Source organism: Acidipila sp. EB88 (genome assembly GCF_003858395.1).
Classification (GTDB): domain Bacteria; phylum Acidobacteriota; class Terriglobia; order Terriglobales; family Acidobacteriaceae; genus EB88.
In genome coordinates this window covers 199,234-216,171 of the sequence record NZ_QWEV01000005.1, presented here as the reverse complement: position 1 = coordinate 216,171, position 16,938 = coordinate 199,234, and the positions used below count along the sequence as shown (strand labels likewise).

Below are 16,938 nucleotides of genomic sequence, written 5' to 3'. Positions count from 1 at the left end.
TGTGCCGGGGCATAGCGGATGGGCAACGGGGCCGACGTATAAACTGGGACCGTGGCTACCTTTGCGCGCTCCTTCTCCGTTTTCGCCCTTGCCTGCACGATGTTGGCCTCGAACGGCTGCCGCCAGACGGGTGCGCCGCGTGCCGACGCAGGGCCGGTTCGGCACTACCCGATCTCTGGGAGAGTCGTGGGCGAGAACCTTGCTTCCGGGGAGATCGAGTTGGACGCGGCGGCGATCCCGGGGTTTATGGACGCGATGACCATGCCGTACCGCGTTGCGGACGCCGCGGTTTTGAAGCAGGTGCACCAGGGCGACCGGATCTCGGGCGTGCTGGATGTGACGGGCGACGGCACTACGCTCGACCAGGTACGCATCACGGACAGCTCCAAGGAAGTGCGCGACCCCGTGCCGCAGTCGCTGATGAAGCCGCTGGTGCCCGGGGAGGCAGTTCCTGATTTTGCGTTTCTGGACCAGGACGCCAAAACGGTGCACCTGAGCGACTTCCACGGCAAGCTGCTGCTGGTGACGTTTGTGTACACGCACTGCCCGCTTTCGGACTACTGCCCGCGCATGAGCCGGAACTTTGCGGAGATCGACAAGAGCCTTGCGGCGACCGGGCCCCTTTACGCGGCGACCCACCTGCTGACCGTTTCCTTCGACCCGGCGCGCGATACCCCGGCTGCCCTGCGCTCGTATGGTGGGGCATACACGGGCAACTACGTGAATGAGACCTTTGCGCACTGGACCTTTGCGGCGCCTCCGGAGGCGGAGCTGGCGCGGGTGCTGGACTTCTTCGACGTGGGCTCCGTGCCCGCGCCCGGCGGCACGCTGACGCACACGCTGTCGACGGTGGAGATCGGGCCGGATGGGCGGATCCTGAAGTGGTATGGCGGCAATGACTGGACCAGTGCTGCCGTGCTGGCGGACGTGAAGCGGGCCCTGCAGCCGGCCACGGCCGGGAGCGCTGCATGATCGTGATCCTGATGGGCGTGACCGGGACGGGCAAGTCTACGGTGGGGCTGGCGCTGCGCAAGCTCACCGGGTGGGAGTTTGCCGAGGGCGACGACTTTCACAGCGAGGCGAACAAGAACAAGATGCGCGCCGGGGTGCCGCTGACCGACGGGGATCGCGCGCCGTGGCTGGCCAGCCTCCATGCGGTGCTTGCCGGCTGGGTGGCGGCGGGCAAGAGCGGCATCATGACCTGCTCGGCGCTGAAGCAGAGCTACCGGGACACGCTGGTGGAAGGGTTTGCGCCGGGCACGGTCCGGTTCGCACTGCTGGAAGCGCCGAAGCAACTGCTGGAGCAGCGGCTGGAGCACAGGCCCGGGCACTTCATGAATCCGGCGCTGCTGGACAGCCAGTTAGCGACGCTGGAGGTGCCGGAGGATGCGCTGCATGTGTCGGCGGCTTCGACCGCGGCGGCCTCGGCGGCGGAGATTGCGCAGCGGCTGGGCGTTGTGCCGGCACCAACTCCCGAGAAGTAGCTGCCCGACACCAGCGGCGGACCCGGTAAGATGGGAGTGGAGCGTTCACGATCATGGCACGGCTCACCATTCTCTTCGGTATCATCCTGATTCTGCTGGGCGTGCTCTCGTACATGGGCACCGGCAGCAAGTTTCCCACCTCGCTTATTCCCGCGTATTTTGGCGTTTTTCTGGGCTTGTGCGGCTATTTTGCACGCACGACCGACCTGAAGCAGCGTGCGCTGGCGATGCATATTGCCGTGACTCTCGGACTGCTCGGCTTTCTTGGTACCGCGAAATCGATTGCCGACTACATCCGCATGAAGCAGGGTGTGCAGTTCAAGCTGCCGATCGCGGTGGAAGAGAAGGCGGCGATGTCGGTGCTGCTGCTGATCTTTACCGTGCTGTGCGTGCGCAACTTCATTCAGGTGCGCCGTGCGCGCGCGCTTAGCGCTTGAGTAGCATGCGTGGTGGCTCCGCGATGCCGTTAAACGCAGAGCGCGGCTCGTCGACGCGCGGCGCCGTGCGCGCCGCTGCCGGCGACCAGCCGAAAAAGAAGACAGACTTCAAGCGCGTGCTGCCGGAGGTGTGGAAGCTGGTGCGCCCGCGCCGCTTCCTGCTGCTGTTTGGCCTGCTGCTGGTGTTTATCAAGAGCGCCGCGGGGCTGGTGCTGCCGTACGTGACGAAGTTCCTGCTGGATGGCGTGTTTGCGCCGCATAAGCCACAGCTTTTGCTGCCGCTGGTGCTGGTGGTGTTTGTGGCGACCACGATCCAGGCGAGCAGTTCGTACGCGCTCACACAGCTCCTGTCCAAGGCCGCGCAGCGCATGATCACGGAACTGCGCGAACAGGTGCAGCAGCACATCGGGCGTTTGCCCGTGTCGTTCTACGATGCCAACCGGACCGGCGTGCTGGTGTCGCGCATCATGACCGACGTCGAGGGAATCCGGAACCTGGTGGGCACGGGGTTGATCGAGTTTGTGGGCGGCATCATCACGGCGATCGTGGCTTTCGGCATCCTGGTCAAGGCCAGCCCGCGGATGACGGTGGTGCTGTTCGCGGTACTGCTGGTGTTTGTGTTCATCCTGCAGAAGGCGTTTAAGACGATTCGCCCGATCTTTCGCGAGCGCGGCAAGATCAACGCCGAGGTGACGGGGCGTCTGACCGAGTCGCTTGGCGGCGTGCGCGTGGTGAAGGGGTACCATGCCGAGCAGCGCGAGGCCGAGATCTTTTCAGGCGGCGTGCACCGTTTGCTGAACAACGTGATCTCTTCGTTGACGGCGACGAGCCTGCTGTCGCTTTCGGCAACGGCGATCCTCGGGATCGTGGGCGGACTGGTGATGTTCTTCGGTGGGCAGGAGGTGCTGGGCGCCCGGCTGACGCCGGGCGGCTACTTCCAGTACACGGCTGTGCTCGCGTTCATGATCGCGCCGATCTTCCAGGTGGTGAACGTGGGCACGCAGTTAACGGAAGCCATGGCCGGGCTCGATCGCACGATGGAAGTGCTGAGCGAGCGGGAAGAGTTTGGCGACCCCAACCGCAAGATCCAGATCCCGCCGCTTGCCGGGCAGGTGGAGTTTCGCGACGTGCGCTTTGCGTATGACGAGGACAAGCCTGTGCTGCACGGCATCTCGTTCGCTGCCGCGCCGGGCACGGTCACGGCGCTGGTGGGCTCGTCCGGCTCGGGCAAGAGCACGATCATCTCGCTGATCTGCGGCTTCCACAACGCTACCTCCGGCGAGATCCTGGTGGATGGGTATGACCTTGCCGCGGTGGACCTCGCGAGCTATCGCTCGCAGCTCGGCGTGGTGTTGCAGGAGTCGTTCCTGTTCGATGGATCGATTCGAGACAACATTGTGTTCTCGTTGCCGAGTGCTTCAGAGGAAGCGTTTCTGCATGCCTGCCGCATTGCGCGCGTGGACGAGTTTGCCGAACGCTTCGACGAGGGGTACGCCACGATCGTGGGCGAGCGCGGGGTGAAGCTGTCAGGCGGACAGCGGCAGAGGCTTTCGATCGCACGTGCCCTGCTGGCCAATCCGCGCCTGCTGATCCTGGACGAGGCGACTTCGTCACTTGATTCGGAGAGCGAGGCGATGATCCAGCACGGGCTGAACACGCTGATGCAGGGACGCACGACGTTTGTGATTGCGCATCGCCTGTCGACGATTCGCAAGGCGGACCAGATCCTGGTGGTTGAAGGCGGCCAGATCGTGGAGCGCGGCACGCATGACTCGCTGTATGCGCTGGGCGGCCGCTACTACGACCTGTACACCCGGCAGCACGGCATTGAAGAGAACCTGTTTCTCGCGCCCGGCGAAGGCGATGTCGAGGTTGTCAGCTAGATCGCGTCGTCCGGCACCTTGTTCTGCACTTCAACGGTATGCTCTTCAACATGGTGTTCAACCCGCTTACCGGTTCCGACGCGGCGCTGCTGATCACGGAGCAGTTGCTGGTGTTTGCCACTGTGGTGGGTTCGGTGGGCGCGTTACCTTCCTTTATCGAGTTCATGACGGAGCGCCGCAAGCGCCGCGAACGCATCGACCTTTCGCTGGAAGATGAGCCGGTGGAAGCGCTGCAGCCGCGGCTTGCGGGCATGAACGAGCTGCTCCAGTCGATTGAAGATCTCGTGGACCGGGCACGGCATCCGGAGGTCTACGAAGACCTCAAGATCGGCAACGAGGTCCTGATCATCGGGCCGCACCAGAGCGGCAAGAAATCTTTAGCGCAGAAGATCGCGAAGCTCACGGGCATGGAGCGGCTGGTCACGGTGTACAACCCGCGTGACTCCGACGCGCTGGCGCAGGCAAAAAGCCTGGTGCGCAGTTACAAGTGGCAGAAGATCATGCTGCTGCTGCCCCGCATCGACCTTGCGTACAAGGAGAGCGACCCCGAGGTGCTGGCGGAGCTGGATGCGTTGATCGAGAGCACGTCCGAGCGCGCGAATGTGCTGGTGATAGCAACTGCCACTACGTTTGTGCCTGATTCGGATCTCGATAACAGCTTCGGTATCAAGCTGGTGCTGCCGGGCGCGGAGGTGCTGGAGACAGATCGCCGCGAGATTCCGGAGGATGCACAGCGCATGTTTGCGGCCGTGGCAGAGTTTTACCTGGGCGAGGCGCGGCGAAGGGGCTTTGTGCTCGAAGGGATCACCGAACAGGAGTTTTGCGGGCGCATTCTCGAAGGCGCGATGAACCCGGCCGAGATCGAGGACATCGTGGTGTTGTGCGAGACCACGGCCTTGTTCCGTCGACGGACACGCCAGAGCGGTCGACTCGTGATCAACCCGGAGATTCTCGATACGGCAATCGGCCGGGTTATCGTGGGGTAAGTGCGAACGCTGCGGGAACGCAGCGTTCGCACTTACCGTTAGCGCGCGGCAGCTTCAAGCGTGGCGGCGCACCGGTTGAGTGCCCCGGTGATGATGTCGAGCTGTTCCTGTGCGACCCGGGCCTGCTTCGCGTCGAGAGCCTCGTTGACGCCGGGGATCACCACTGCCGCGTAGCCGGTGTACTGCCCCGGCGCGTAGATGGTGTGCTTGTACCAGTCGCGATTCGGCAGACCTCGGGCCGAGAGCAGGTCTGCTTCCGCGGCGCGCAGTGCCGTGTTGAGCGCGGCGTTGCCGTTTGCGGGAGCACTGGCCTGTTTTGCATGGGCAGCATCGGCGGCGGTGAGCATCTTCTGGGCTGCTGCATCGGCCGCGGCGGTGTCGAGTGCGAGGCCGAGGTCCTGTGACCGGGTCTTTGCCGCGGCGAGATACTCCTGGATTTCGCGCGCGTAGGTCACGTAGTCATACGGCAGCACGTCGGCATCGGCCATGTGCAAGACCTCGAGCCCGAAGACGCGGGCCTGCTGCTGCTCGTACACAAATGTTGGATCGGCGAACCTGGTGAACCATGCGTAGTTGTCGAAAACCGAGTGGTAGACCCCGTATGGTCCATCGGAGCCGATGTCTGTCGCTGGGACGCCGAGGTGCTGCAGGAACGGCGTGTAGTCAGAGCCTGAGCCGAGGTCGCCGATGTGTACGGCATCCATGCTCCTGGCTGCGCCGGGGCGCTGCTCGTTGAAGCCGTTGTTGGCGTGCCGGCCGCGGTCATGCTTCTGCGCGTCGGACCACGCATCGTAGACGCTGCCGCCCTTGGGGCTTGGCACTTCGCGGGTGACTTCCCGCACAAAGTCCTTGAGCGAGGGCACGGCGGATGAGTCGAACTCCGGCCCAGAGACACCTACATCCATGTTGAAGTAGGCCGCTGCCTGTTTCAGTTCCTCGGAATGCTGCTCGGCCCATTCGGTCGAGCCGATCAGGCCTTCTTCCTCGGCATCCCAGCTCGCGAAGATCACGGTGCGCTTCGGTTTCCAGCCCTCTTTCAGAAGCGTGCCGATGCCGTGCACGGACTCGAGCATGGCGGCTGTGCCGCTGTTGGGGTCGACCGCGCCATAGGTCCAGGCATCGCGATGATTGCCCGCGACCACCCAGCTCGTGCTGTCATCCGTGCCGGGGATGCGCCCGATCACGTCCCAGATGGTGCGGTACGCGTAGTCTTCCTTGAGCTCGAGGTGCACGGTGACATCAGCCGTGCCGCCCACGTGATAGTGAAAGGGCAGCGCGCCCTGGAAGCCGGACGGCGCGCCGGGACCGCCGAGATGGCTGAGGATCGGCTCGGCGTCATGGTAGGAGATGGGCAGCGACATGATGTGCGGCTGGCTGGTGGCCTTATCGGGAGCGACGCGCTTCGACTCCGGCAGGTCCGGTGTGGAGGCGACGCCAGGCGTGGTGACATCGCCCGGGTACTGGAACATGTACTGGATGGAACCGCGCTGCACGCCGGTGTCCGGGCGGTACGGGCCATCGGGGTACTTGTCACCGCGGGCGTAGCCGTCGTCCGCGGGGTCCGAGTAGATCAGCACGCCGGCGGCGCCATGCTCCTGCGCGACAAAGGCCTTGACGCCGCGATAGTTGGTGCCGTAGCGGACCAGCACCAGCTTGCCCCTGACGGAAATACCCAGCTCGTCGAGGCGTGCGAAGTCGGCTGGTGTGCCGTAGTTTGCGTACACGACCGGTGCCGTGACATCACCCGAGGCCGAGGAACTATTGAAGCCGGGCAGGACGCGTGGATCATCCTGGAAAGGGTCGCTCGAAACGTGTTCGGGGGTTGGACCCTGCAGCAGGACCTTGCCGTCTTTGCCCAGCACGGTGAGATGCTGCTCGCCCGGATGGTTGAGCCAGGCCGTGTACTTGACGACCTCGGTGTCGAGACCCGCCGCCTTGAACTTTGCCGCGACATACTGCGCGGTCTTGTAGTCCTCAGGTGAACCGGCGACGTGGGGCTCGGCAGTGAGGGTCTTGAGCGCTTCACCGGCGAGCTTCGCATCGGGCACCGCGAGGAAGTCTCGATCCCATTTCGCCTGCTGGGCTGCGAAGTCATGGAAGCCGAAGACCGTTTGCGGCGCGGCGGGCATGCTGGTCTGCGAGGGAGAGATGGCAGCGAGCGAGAGTGCGACAGCGGCAGCGGGAAAGAGAACAATGGCGAGTCGTAGCGGCAACGGTACACTCCTGGGCGGGCAATCAGCAGGGAATGAAACGAGTGTACCGTGCGCTCCGGCGATGGGAAATGCTATGCGCTCGAGCCGATGTGCGTGGTGTTAAGCGGCCACGGGCTGGGCGCAGTGAGAGCAGCGGCGCGCGGCAAGCGGGATCTCGCTGAGGCACTCCGGGCAGATCTTTGTGGTGGGCACAACCGGTGTTTCGCGGTGCAGGCGCTTGAGCAGGGTGTTGAGCGGCAGCACGACGAAGAAGTACATCGCGAAGGCGACCAGCAGGAAGTTGATGGTGGCATTGAGGAAGTTGCCATAGGTGACTTTGCCGCCGTGCACGGTCAGCACGAGGGACGAGAAGTCGGGCTGGCGCACGATGGCCGCGATCAGGGGCGTGATGATGTCCTTGACCAGTGAACCCACAATGCCGGTGAACGCCGCACCGATGACGACTGCAACTGCCAAGTCGACTACGTTGCCACGCAGGATGAAATCGCGAAAACCTTTTAACATCGGTAACTCCTGGATAGATCTGGCCGCAGCCGAAAGTCCGGCGGGTTGCCCCGCTCCTGACTGTCCGCCACTGTACCTGCGTCCTGAACGGACTGCAAGGAGAACACCGGATGGGCTGGAAACATGCGCGTCATAGGGTCGGAGCTGCGCGAAGCGGAGGGCTTTCAGACACAGCCGACCAGGGAAGGCGTGGAGATCGCCAGGCTGATCGGCTAAGTTGCTGTGACTGAAAGATGGTTGAAGGTGGTGACTGGCGGGTGTTACGCGGGCTGGGGAGAAGACACGGGCAGCGCGGACGCGCCTTGTTCCGTCTTTTCCGCTTTTTCCATGGCTGCCATGGAGGCGATCGAGGGAGCGTGGATGATGCCGCGTTCAGTAATGATGGCTGTTACATATTTAGCAGGCGTGACATCGAACGCGGGATTCTCAATATCCACGTTGTGCGGCGTGAGCTGCGTGCCCGCATGGTGGGTGACCTCGATGGCATGGCGCTGCTCGATCTCGATCTGATCGCCCGTTGCGGTGGCGGTATCGACGGTGGACCAGGGTGCGGCGACGTAAAACGGAATGCCGTGTTCCTTGGCGAGAATGGCCACGCCGTAGGTGCCGACCTTGTTGGCCACGTCGCCATTGGCGGCGATACGATCGGCGCCGACGATCACGGCCTGGATCTTGCCCTGACGCATCAGCGTTGCGGCCATGTTGTCGCAGAGCACGGTGGTGGGGATGCCGTCGTGCATCATCTCCCACGCGGTGAGGCGTGCACCCTGCAGGAAGGGACGGGTTTCATCGGCATACACGCGCAGCGTGGAGCCGGCAGTGACTGCGGAACGGATCACCCCGAGCGCGGTGCCGTAGCCGCAGGTGGCGAGTGCGCCGGCGTTGCAGTGGGTCAGTACGCCGCCCTGCTTCGGCAGCAAGGGGCCGCCGAAAGCTCCCATGGTTTCGCAGGCGGCAATGTCTTCGGTGTACATCTGCCGGGCTTCATGGGTGAGGCCGCTGCGAATGCTGGCGAGGGTGGCGCCCGGCTCTGCCGCAAGCGCCTCGAAGCGGTCGCGCATGCGCGCAATGGCCCAGAACAGGTTCACGGCGGTGGGACGGGTCGCAGCAAGCGTCCGGCAGATGGTTTCAAACTCCGGCCGGAGCGCCGCGAGGTCCTGGGCATGGCTTCGCTCGACGCCGAGCGCGACGCCCATGGCTGCGGAAACGCCGATGGCCGGTGCGCCGCGCACCACCATGGTGAAGATCACGTCGGCTACCTGCTGGTAGGTGGTGGCAAGGACGTAGGTTTCCTCAAGCGGCAGCTTGGTCTGGTCGAGGAAGCGAACACCGGCATCGGTCCATTCAAGTGTAGGAATCATCGCTTCCAGTTTACCGGTTGCGGCGGCCTTCGCCCCGGGGGAGGCCCGTTATACTGGCTGCATGCTGGCAGGGGTGCGCTTTATCTGGAATGCGACGCGTGGTTACCGCCTGCGACCGTGGCAAAGCCCCTATATTCGATGGCGCATCGAGACCTACTCAGGCATGCATGCCGAGACGCTGACCGCGCGCGACGTGGTGGGGTTTACCTGGCGCGAGCGCCGGCAACTGCTCAGCTTTCTTCGCTGGACCGGCGAGATGGAAGCCGGGAAAAAGGTGGAGCAGGATGCTTAAGGACTGGATGCTGAAGCACCGCGAAGAGCAAGCACAACCATCGTCCGCCGGCGAGCGGGCAAGGCGTGTGGCTGCCGTCGGGTGGTTGCTGACGGCGATCCTGTGTGGCGTGACTCTGCCCTCAGGGGCGCAAGCCCCGGCCACCCAGCCGGCACAGGGCGCAGCCTCAAGTGGTGTGCCGGTGCAGCCCGAGCCTGCCGTGTCTGCTCAATCCGGCGTGGCAGCGCCGCAGGCAGGCGACGCGACCACGACCCTGCGTGTTTCCACCGAGCTGGTGCTGGTGCCCACCCTGGTAGCGGCCAGGGATGGCTCAGTGGTTTACGGGCTGGGTGCGGATGCGTTCACGCTGACTGATAACGGGGTGCCGCAGAAGATCCGCGTGGATGAAGACCTGGACACGACGCCGGTTTCGCTCGTGGTGTGCGTGGAGAAGGGGCGTTCCAGCGGGATGCAGTTTGAGAAGTTTGTGCGGCTGGCGCCGCTAGTGAGCCTCTTCCTGGGCAACGGCAATGGCGAGGTCGCGCTGGTGGAGTTCGATTCGCAGATCAACTACCAGGAGTTCTGGACCAAGGACACGGACCTGCTGCAGAACGACCTGGACCAGCTGGAGCCGGGCGATGGCGGGGCCGCGCTGCTGGATGCCGCGGCGTTCTCGATCGACCTGCTGGAAAAGCGGCCGGCGGACCGCCGCAGGATCCTGCTGCTAGTGAGCGAGTCGCGCGACCACGGCAGCAAGCAGGTGAGCGCCCAGCAACTGGTGGAGCGGATCGGGACCAGCAATACGCTGGTGCTGAACCTTACATGGTCGCCGGCAAAGGCCGATGCCCTGGATGCGCTGATGCATCCTGGCGCGGGACAGTTTATGAACCCGGTATACCTGGCGCAGCTGGCCTTTAACGCGATGAAGAGCAATGCCGCGAAGTCGCTGGCGGTGATGAGCGGCGGGGAATCGATGAGCTTTACAGGCGAGCGTGGCTTTGAGGACCGGGTATCGGAGCTGGCCAGCCATGCGCGCAACCGCTACATGCTGTCGTTCCACCCGACCGACCCCGCGCCCGGCATTCACAAGCTGCAGGTAGAGTTGAAGGGTGGCGTGGCCGGGCAGGTGGTGGCGCGAACAGACTACTGGTCCGGTGCCGCGCCTTCCGGCGAAGGCAGCTCAAAGCCCTGATGCGTATGCGACAGGCAAACCCGAAGAAGGACCTACATGTCGAGTGAAACAGCGAAGTTGCAGGCGGCGGATGGACACACCCTGGATGCGTATGTAGCCAGTCCGGAGGGAACTCCCAAGGCTGCGGTGGTGATCCTGCAGGAGATCTACGGCGTCAACCATCACATCCGCTCGGTTGCCGACCGGTATGCCGCGGAAGGCTACCTGGCCATCGCCCCCGCGTTGTTTGATCGCTATGAGCGTGGCTTCGAGGCTGAGTACACGAGCGAAGGTTCGCAGCGGGGCATGGCGATCTATGGACAGCTTGACTTCGACCTTGCGGTAGCTGACACCCGGGCAGCCGTGGAGTACGCACGCGACGAATACAAGACCAAGGTGGGCGTCGTGGGCTTTTGCCTGGGCGGCTCCCTGGCATGGGTGGCAGCCGCCGAGCTGCCGGTGAGTGCGGCCGTGGGGTACTACGGAGGGCTGATCGCGGAGCGCAATGAGCTGCAACCCCAGGCACCCGTGATGCTGCACTTTGGCCTGCAGGACGACCACATTCCGCAGACCGGCGTGGAAGCGATCCGGGTGGCGCATCCTGCCGTGCCGGTCTACCTGTATGAAGCAGGGCACGGCTTCAACTGCGACGAACGCGGGAGCTACAACGAGGCCGCGGCAAATGAAGCGCGTGCGCGGACGATGGCGTTCCTGGACGAGCACCTGGGCGGCGCAATCGACAACTCCGGCAAGGCGGGGCTTTAAGGCCTGGGTAGTGCTGTCGTGGGGGTGTTCCAGAGCAGCCCCACGTGCTTCGTTGCGGCGGCCCGTTGCGCCGCAAACATATGGCGCACGGCGACTTACCGGTAGCCAAACCTCCGCTGAAGGCTGATTGCGGAGCCCGGCATGAGGGATTGAGCGGGCACACCGAATGACAGGAGTGTCGCTGCCCAGCGCGAAGTTTCCGCGTCGTTCCCGTAGCGCGAGCATCTAGAGGGCTAGACCGCGCCCGCAGTGAGGGTGCGCAGAGGTGTAGATGGCAGGTGAGTACGACGCAAAATGGCGACCCAAGGTCAACCCATGGCTGATTGCCGCGACCGTTGCGCTTGCCGCGTTCATGGAGGTGCTGGACACCTCGATTGCGAACGTGGCGTTGCCGTACATCGGCGGATCGCTGGGCGCCAGCAACGACGAAAGCACCTGGGTGCTGACTTCGTACCTCGTCGCCAACGCGATTGTGCTGCCGATGGGCGGCTGGGCGTCGAGTGTGCTGGGGCGCAAGCGCTTCTTCATGTGCTGCATCGTGGTCTTCACGGTCTCGTCGCTGCTCTGCGGGATTGCGCCGTCACTGCCCCTGCTGCTGATCTTCCGCGTCTTCCAGGGCGCTGGCGGCGGTGGTCTGCAGCCCATGGCGCAGGCCATCATGGCGGATTCATTTGAGCCTAGACTGCGCGGGCTTGCCTTTGCCCTGTACGGACTGGTTGCCGTATTGGCGCCTTCGATCGGGCCGGTGATCGGCGGGTGGCTGACCGACAGCTACAGCTGGCGATGGATCTTCTACATCAATCTGCCCGTGGGTATTCTTGCGTTCATTCTTACTGGCCGGCTGGTAGAGGATCCACCGTGGAGCCAGTCCGACCTCAAGAACTTCTTCAAGGTCGACTACATCGGCGTGGCGCTGCTGGTGCTTTCGATGGGCTCGCTGCAGGTCATGCTGGACAAGGGCGAGGAGAAGGACTGGTTCGGTTCGCACTTTATCCTGTTCTTCGGCATTACGTTTGCCGTCACTATCACTCTGCTGTTCATCTGGCAGTGGTGGGGTGCCAAGACGCCGCTGATGGAACTGCGGCTGTTCAAGAACCGAAACTTCGCCACCTGTTGCTTCCTGATGCTGCTGACCGGCGGCCTGCTGAACGCGACCACCGTGCTGCAGCCGCAGTTCCTGCAGGCGCAGCTGGGCTACACGGCTACGATCGCCGGCCTCTCGCTCGCCGGCGGCGGCGTGGCGCTGCTGTTCGTCATGCCGTTGGCCGGGCAGGCGGTCACGCGGTTCCCAGCGAGGAACATCATCGCGTTCGGGTTTGCGGTGCTGGCCCTGGCGTACTGGCTGACTGCGACCAAGCTGAACCTGGGCATGTCGTTCCACACAGCGGAATGGTTGCGCGTGGTGCAGATCGGTTCGATTCCGCTGGTGTTTATCGCGATTACAACCGCGGTATATTTCGGGCTGCCTCGTTCCAAGTCGAACCAGATTTCCGGACTTATCAACTTCGTGCGCAACATCGGCGGCTCGATCCTGATCGCGCTGACCAATGCCGCGGTGACCGAACGCGGCCAGTTCCACCAGGACCAGCTGATGAAGTACGTCTCGCCATCGAGCAGTAACTATCAGCAGCAGCTTGGGCGCTACCAGGGCACGTTCACGACCAAGATGGGCGCTGCGAACTCGCAGCACCTGGCGAATGGACAGATTCTGAACAACCTGCAGTCGCAGTCGGTGACGCTCGCGTACGTGGACGTGTTCTGGATCCTGTTCGCTGCATCGTGCTGCATGGTGCTGCTGGCGTTCCTGTTGCAGAAGAACAATCCTCGCGCGGGTGCGAGTGAACCCGTGGCCGCGCACTAGGCGTTCCAAGAGAGACGCATGGCGACTGCTCCATTGATACCGGCTGCGCCCGAGGGGCGGTACGCGCACGCCTGGCGAGCGCTGCGCGGCCGCAACTTCCGGCTGTTCTTCTCTGGCCAGAGCATCTCGCTTATCGGCACCTGGATGACGCGGGTCGCGACCTCGTGGCTGGTGTACCGGCTGACCGGCTCGGCCTTGCTGCTGGGTACCGTGAGCTTCGCGGGGCAGATCCCGACGTTCCTGATTGCGCCATTCGCGGGCGTGCTGGTAGACCGGATGGATCGCCGCAAGGTGCTGATCGCAACGCAGCTGGCGGCGATGGTGCAGTCGCTACTGCTGGCGGGGCTGACGCTGACGCACCGCATCACCATCCATGAGGTGGTGGCGCTCTCTGTGCTGCAGGGGGTGGTGAACTCCTTTGACATGCCGGTGCGCCAGTCGTTCATGGTGCAGATGGTGGACGACCGCAAAGACCTGCAAAATGCCATTGCGATCAACTCGTCGATGGTGAACGTGGCGCGACTGGTGGGGCCGTCGATCGCCGGCATCGTGATCAGCCTGTCGAGCGAAGGCTGGTGCTTCCTGGTGGACGGCCTGAGCTATATCGCGGTGGTGGCCTCGCTGCTGCTGATGCGGATCTCCGTGCCCAAGGTGGCGCGGGCCACAACCGGCATGCTAGCCCAGATGCGCGAAGGCTGGGACTACGTCTCGACGTTCCGTCCTATTCGCACGATCCTGCTGATGTTTGCCGTGGTGAGCCTAATGGGCTGGCCGTACATGGTGCTGATGCCGGTGTTCGCAGGGCAGGTGCTGCATGGCGGCGCGCACACGCTGGGCTTCCTGATGGGCGCAGCCGGGATCGGCTCGCTGGTTTCGGCGTTTTCGCTGGTGCTGCGCCGCTCCATCAAGGGGCTGCTCAAGATGATCCCGATTGCGGGGGCGACGTTCGGGCTGGGCCTGGTGGCGTTCGGCTTCTCGCACGTGATGTGGCTGTCGATGCTGCTGATGGTGGTGGTGGGCTGGGGCATGATGCAGGGGCTGACGGCCAGCAACACCATCATCCAGACGCTGGTGCCGGAAGACCGGCGCGGCCGCGTGATGAGCTACTACACCATGGCGTTTGTAGGCATGGCGCCGTTTGGCAGCCTGCTGGCCGGCACGCTGGCGCATACGCTGGGCGCGCCGCGCGCGGTGCAACTGACCGGGGCGTGCTGCTGCATCGGCGCTTTCTGGTTTCTGCGGCAGATGCCGGCGGTGCGCAAGGATATGCGGCCCATCTACGAGCAGCTCGGGATCCTTACGCCACTGGCAGCCGACGCGGTACCGGGTGCGGAAGCAGCCGCCAAGTAGGCCGAAACGTTACAAACGACACTACGCCGATCTCCCGCGGACTCTCTACAATTGGAACAGCCTGTGAGTCAATCCCACCGCATCCCGAGTCTTGACGGCATCCGCGCCTTTGCGGTGGCGACCGTAATCCTGTGCCACATCCAGCAGCGGTTCACCGTGATCAACTTTCCCGCGCTTGCACCCGATGGCGTGGAGGTGTTTTTCGTCCTCAGCGGCTTCCTGATCACGACGCTGCTGCTGCGCGAGCAGGAACGCACGGGGTCGATCTCGCTCGCCGGGTTCTTTGGGCGGCGAGCGGCGCGCATTCTGCCGCCCCTGTTCGTGTACCTGGCCGTGGCGGCGGTGGTGTGCAAGGTGGCCGGCAAAGCTGTTCCGTGGTCTTCGATCCTGGGCGCGGGCCTGTTTGTGGGCGGCATCTTTCCGCGCGTCAGCTCGTTTTTGACCGAGCATATGTGGTCGCTCGCGGTGGAGGAGCAGTTCTACCTCCTGTGGCCGTTTCTGCTGATCTGGGCATTGCGAAGGGGCGGCAAGCGGCTGGCGGCCTGGGCGTCACTTGGGTTGATCCTGGCGAGCCCGGTGCTGCGCATGGCTATGTTTGCGGTGCACTCGCCCATCCTGGCGCACAAGCAGGGTTCGGTGCTGCCGGGCCGCATGGACAGCCTGTTCGCAGGCTGCCTGGCGGCCATCTGCCTGGGCATGCCCCGGTTTGAACGCGCCTACGCACGGGCCAGCAAGATGTGGTGGCTGGCGCCCGTGTTCTTCTGCATTCTTGCGCCGGTGCTGCGTGTAGCAGTGGGCAATGCGTACACCTTCACCTTCGGCTACACGCTGGAGTCGCTGCTGATCGCGTTCTTTATTGTTTGGGTAGCGCGCAACCCGGCAAGCTTCGTCGGCCGGGTGCTGAACTTTCCGCCAATTGCCCTGCTCGGAGTCGCCTCCTACAGCCTGTACCTGTACCAGTCGGCGATGATCCACGGGTGGCGGGGCGCGTGGTGGACGCGGAGCCCGCTCACCGACCTGGTCGCAGTGCTGCTTGCCGGCTTTGGGTCGTATTACCTGGTGGAGCGGCCGGTGGTGTGGCTGCGCCTGCGGGCGCGAAGCACGCGCGAGCGCAGGCACGAGGCCGCGAGCCACACCGAGCCGCTGCAGGTGGGCGAGCTGCCGGTGCCGGCCCCGATCAACGCTGACTAAAGCCCGGTGCGGCGCTGCTTAACCCTGGCGCGGCGGCGCTTACCCTGGTGCAGCTTAGCGGGCGGCGGTGAGGTGTTCCGCGAGGAACTGGTTCCAGAACACGCCGCGCGGGTCGCAAGCGGATCGCAATGCGAGAAAGTCATCCATGCGCGGATACAGCGCGCGGAGCGACCGGGCATCCATCGCAAACAACTTGGCCCAGTGAGGACGCGCGCGGAACGGTGCGAGCCTGGCCTCGATGCGGGGCAGAAGCGCTGCCACGGCGGGGCCGTGCGGCTTCCAGGTGAAATGGATGGCAAGCGAGTCGCGCTCGAAGGCCATGCTGAGCCAGAGCGAGTCGGCGGCAACGGCGCGCAACTCTGATACCAGCAGATGCGGCGTGATGCTGTCGCGCAGCTCCTCCACTGCCTGGATCGCAGCCCATGCGTCGCGCCGGTCTACAAAGTATTCGGTCTGCAGCTCGGCGCCGCTGGACGGGGTGAAGTCGAGCCGGAAGTGAGGCAAGCGCTCGTACCAGGGGCCGTGCTCACCGAACTGTGCCGTGCAGTTTTCGGCGGGCAGGTCACCCAGCGGGTGGAGCTTTGCCTGTTGCAGTTGGGCGCCGTGAAACTGCTGTGGAAGCGGGGTGCGTTCCTGGCTCGCGAGTTCCCGGGGTTCGACGCGCTGTTTGTGCCAGACCTGCGTGGCGCGGTGATGCTGCCAGTCGGTGAAGAGGCTGACGCTGTAGGCGCTGCCGAGGATCGCGTCCACGCCATCGGCGAGGCGGTCGAAATCGAGATTCTGGTACACGGTCTGCGCGACCTGGAACGCAGGTTGCACGGCAAGCGTGATGGCGGTGACCACGCCGAGTGCGCCGAGCGCGACCACAGTGCCGTCGAATGACTCACCATCAGCGGCGCGCGAGCCGGTGTGGATCTCGCCGTTGCCGTCGACGGACTCAAGGGCGGTGACGGCCGTGGCCAGGCAGCCATTGCCGGTGCCTGACCCGTGGGTGCCGGTGGCGCAGGCCCCGACAACCGTGATGTGCGGCAGGGAAGCGAGGTTGTGCACCGCGAGCCCCTGCGCATCCAGCCACGGCGCCAGTTGCCCGTAGGTGACACCGCCGCCGACCCGCACCGTCTGGCGTTCGCGGTCGAGCTCCATGCTGTTGAGCGCGCGCAGCGAAAGCTGGGCACCGCCGGTGTCGGCCAGGCTGTTGAACGAGTGGCCGGAGCCGAGTGCCCGCAGTGCGGTGCTGCTGCGCACTGCCTGCTGTACCTCTTCCACGGTCGCGGGGGAGAGTAGTTCCTGTGCCTGGTACGCGTAGTTACCGGCCCAGTTCACGCGGGCAAGCGAGGTGCTGGAGGCTGGGTGTGAGTCAGGGTTGATCACGATGTCTTCATCATCCTCCAGCGCGCACTCCAGGTCGAATGCTTCGTGCAAGCGGCGCGCCGTGGGCACGGTTCGGCGCGGCGTTTTCCG

At 64.4% G+C, this 16,938-nt stretch carries 15 protein-coding genes; 11 read left to right on the top strand and 4 right to left on the bottom strand.

Features of this window, described 5'->3' with window-relative positions; genetic code table 11:
* Window positions 1–51 precede the first annotated feature (51 nt).
* Genes D1Y84_RS01895 through D1Y84_RS01875 form a run of 5 tightly spaced genes read left to right on the top strand, consistent with a single transcriptional unit; the run spans window position 52 to window position 4,790 of the window.
* On the top strand, window positions 52–972 hold the full coding sequence (locus D1Y84_RS01895; RefSeq protein WP_233580979.1) for an SCO family protein: 921 nt from the start codon (window positions 52–54) through the stop codon (window positions 970–972).
* Complete coding sequence (locus D1Y84_RS01890; protein ID WP_124846998.1) at window positions 969–1,484, top strand: gluconokinase; 516 nt, start codon at window positions 969–971, stop codon at window positions 1,482–1,484. Before D1Y84_RS01895 ends, D1Y84_RS01890 begins: the two co-directional genes overlap by 4 nt.
* Before the next feature lie 53 nt (window positions 1,485–1,537).
* Window positions 1,538–1,921 carry a hypothetical protein gene (locus D1Y84_RS01885; protein ID WP_124846997.1) on the top strand — a complete coding sequence of 128 codons (384 nt, stop codon included), beginning with the start codon at window positions 1,538–1,540 and terminating at the stop codon, window positions 1,919–1,921.
* 23 nt (window positions 1,922–1,944) lie between these two features.
* Window positions 1,945–3,804: an ABC transporter ATP-binding protein gene (locus tag D1Y84_RS01880; RefSeq protein WP_233580973.1), complete on the top strand. Its 1,860-nt coding sequence runs from the start codon at window positions 1,945–1,947 to the stop codon at window positions 3,802–3,804.
* Window positions 3,805–3,842: 38 nt separating this feature from the next.
* Window positions 3,843–4,790, top strand: coding sequence for an ATP-binding protein (locus tag D1Y84_RS01875; RefSeq protein WP_124846995.1), 948 nt, complete (start codon window positions 3,843–3,845; stop codon window positions 4,788–4,790).
* A gap of 38 nt (window positions 4,791–4,828) precedes the next feature.
* On the opposite strand, the gene D1Y84_RS01870 is transcribed toward D1Y84_RS01875, so the two are convergent.
* From D1Y84_RS01870 to mtnA, 3 genes are all read right to left on the bottom strand, one after another.
* On the bottom strand, window positions 4,829–7,003 hold the full coding sequence (locus tag D1Y84_RS01870) for a M28 family metallopeptidase (RefSeq protein WP_370245689.1): 2,175 nt from the start codon (window positions 7,001–7,003) through the stop codon (window positions 4,829–4,831).
* Between the two features lie 99 nt (window positions 7,004–7,102).
* Entirely contained in the window at window positions 7,103–7,507 is a 405-nt protein-coding gene (gene mscL, locus D1Y84_RS01865) for a large conductance mechanosensitive channel protein MscL (RefSeq protein ID WP_124846994.1), read from the bottom strand.
* Window positions 7,508–7,767: 260 nt separating this feature from the next.
* Entirely contained in the window at window positions 7,768–8,868 is a 1,101-nt protein-coding gene (mtnA, locus tag D1Y84_RS01860) for an S-methyl-5-thioribose-1-phosphate isomerase (RefSeq protein WP_124846993.1), read from the bottom strand.
* A gap of 61 nt (window positions 8,869–8,929) precedes the next feature.
* On the opposite strand from mtnA, the gene D1Y84_RS01855 reads away from it, so the two are divergent.
* The 6 genes from D1Y84_RS01855 to D1Y84_RS01830 all read left to right on the top strand — a co-directional run bounded on the left by D1Y84_RS01855 (window position 8,930) and on the right by D1Y84_RS01830 (window position 15,477).
* A complete protein-coding gene (locus D1Y84_RS01855) occupies window positions 8,930–9,160 on the top strand; it encodes a hypothetical protein (RefSeq protein WP_124846992.1) in 231 nt (76 codons plus the stop codon).
* Window positions 9,153–10,331 (top strand): VWA domain-containing protein, encoded by a 1,179-nt coding sequence (locus D1Y84_RS01850; RefSeq protein ID WP_124846991.1) that lies wholly within the window; start codon window positions 9,153–9,155, stop codon window positions 10,329–10,331. Before D1Y84_RS01855 ends, D1Y84_RS01850 begins: the two co-directional genes overlap by 8 nt.
* 36 nt (window positions 10,332–10,367) lie before the next feature.
* On the top strand, window positions 10,368–11,075 hold the full coding sequence (locus D1Y84_RS01845) for a dienelactone hydrolase family protein (RefSeq protein WP_124846990.1): 708 nt from the start codon (window positions 10,368–10,370) through the stop codon (window positions 11,073–11,075).
* A gap of 271 nt (window positions 11,076–11,346) precedes the next feature.
* Window positions 11,347–12,936 (top strand): DHA2 family efflux MFS transporter permease subunit, encoded by a 1,590-nt coding sequence (locus tag D1Y84_RS01840; RefSeq protein ID WP_124846989.1) that lies wholly within the window; start codon window positions 11,347–11,349, stop codon window positions 12,934–12,936.
* Window positions 12,937–12,954: 18 nt separating this feature from the next.
* Window positions 12,955–14,286, top strand: coding sequence for an MFS transporter (locus D1Y84_RS01835; protein WP_124846988.1), 1,332 nt, complete (start codon window positions 12,955–12,957; stop codon window positions 14,284–14,286).
* Window positions 14,287–14,349: 63 nt separating this feature from the next.
* Complete coding sequence (locus D1Y84_RS01830) at window positions 14,350–15,477, top strand: acyltransferase (RefSeq protein WP_158615262.1); 1,128 nt, start codon at window positions 14,350–14,352, stop codon at window positions 15,475–15,477.
* A gap of 54 nt (window positions 15,478–15,531) precedes the next feature.
* On the opposite strand, the gene D1Y84_RS01825 is transcribed toward D1Y84_RS01830, so the two are convergent.
* Complete coding sequence (locus D1Y84_RS01825; RefSeq protein WP_233580971.1) at window positions 15,532–16,899, bottom strand: D-arabinono-1,4-lactone oxidase; 1,368 nt, start codon at window positions 16,897–16,899, stop codon at window positions 15,532–15,534.
* Window positions 16,900–16,938: the final 39 nt, after the last annotated feature.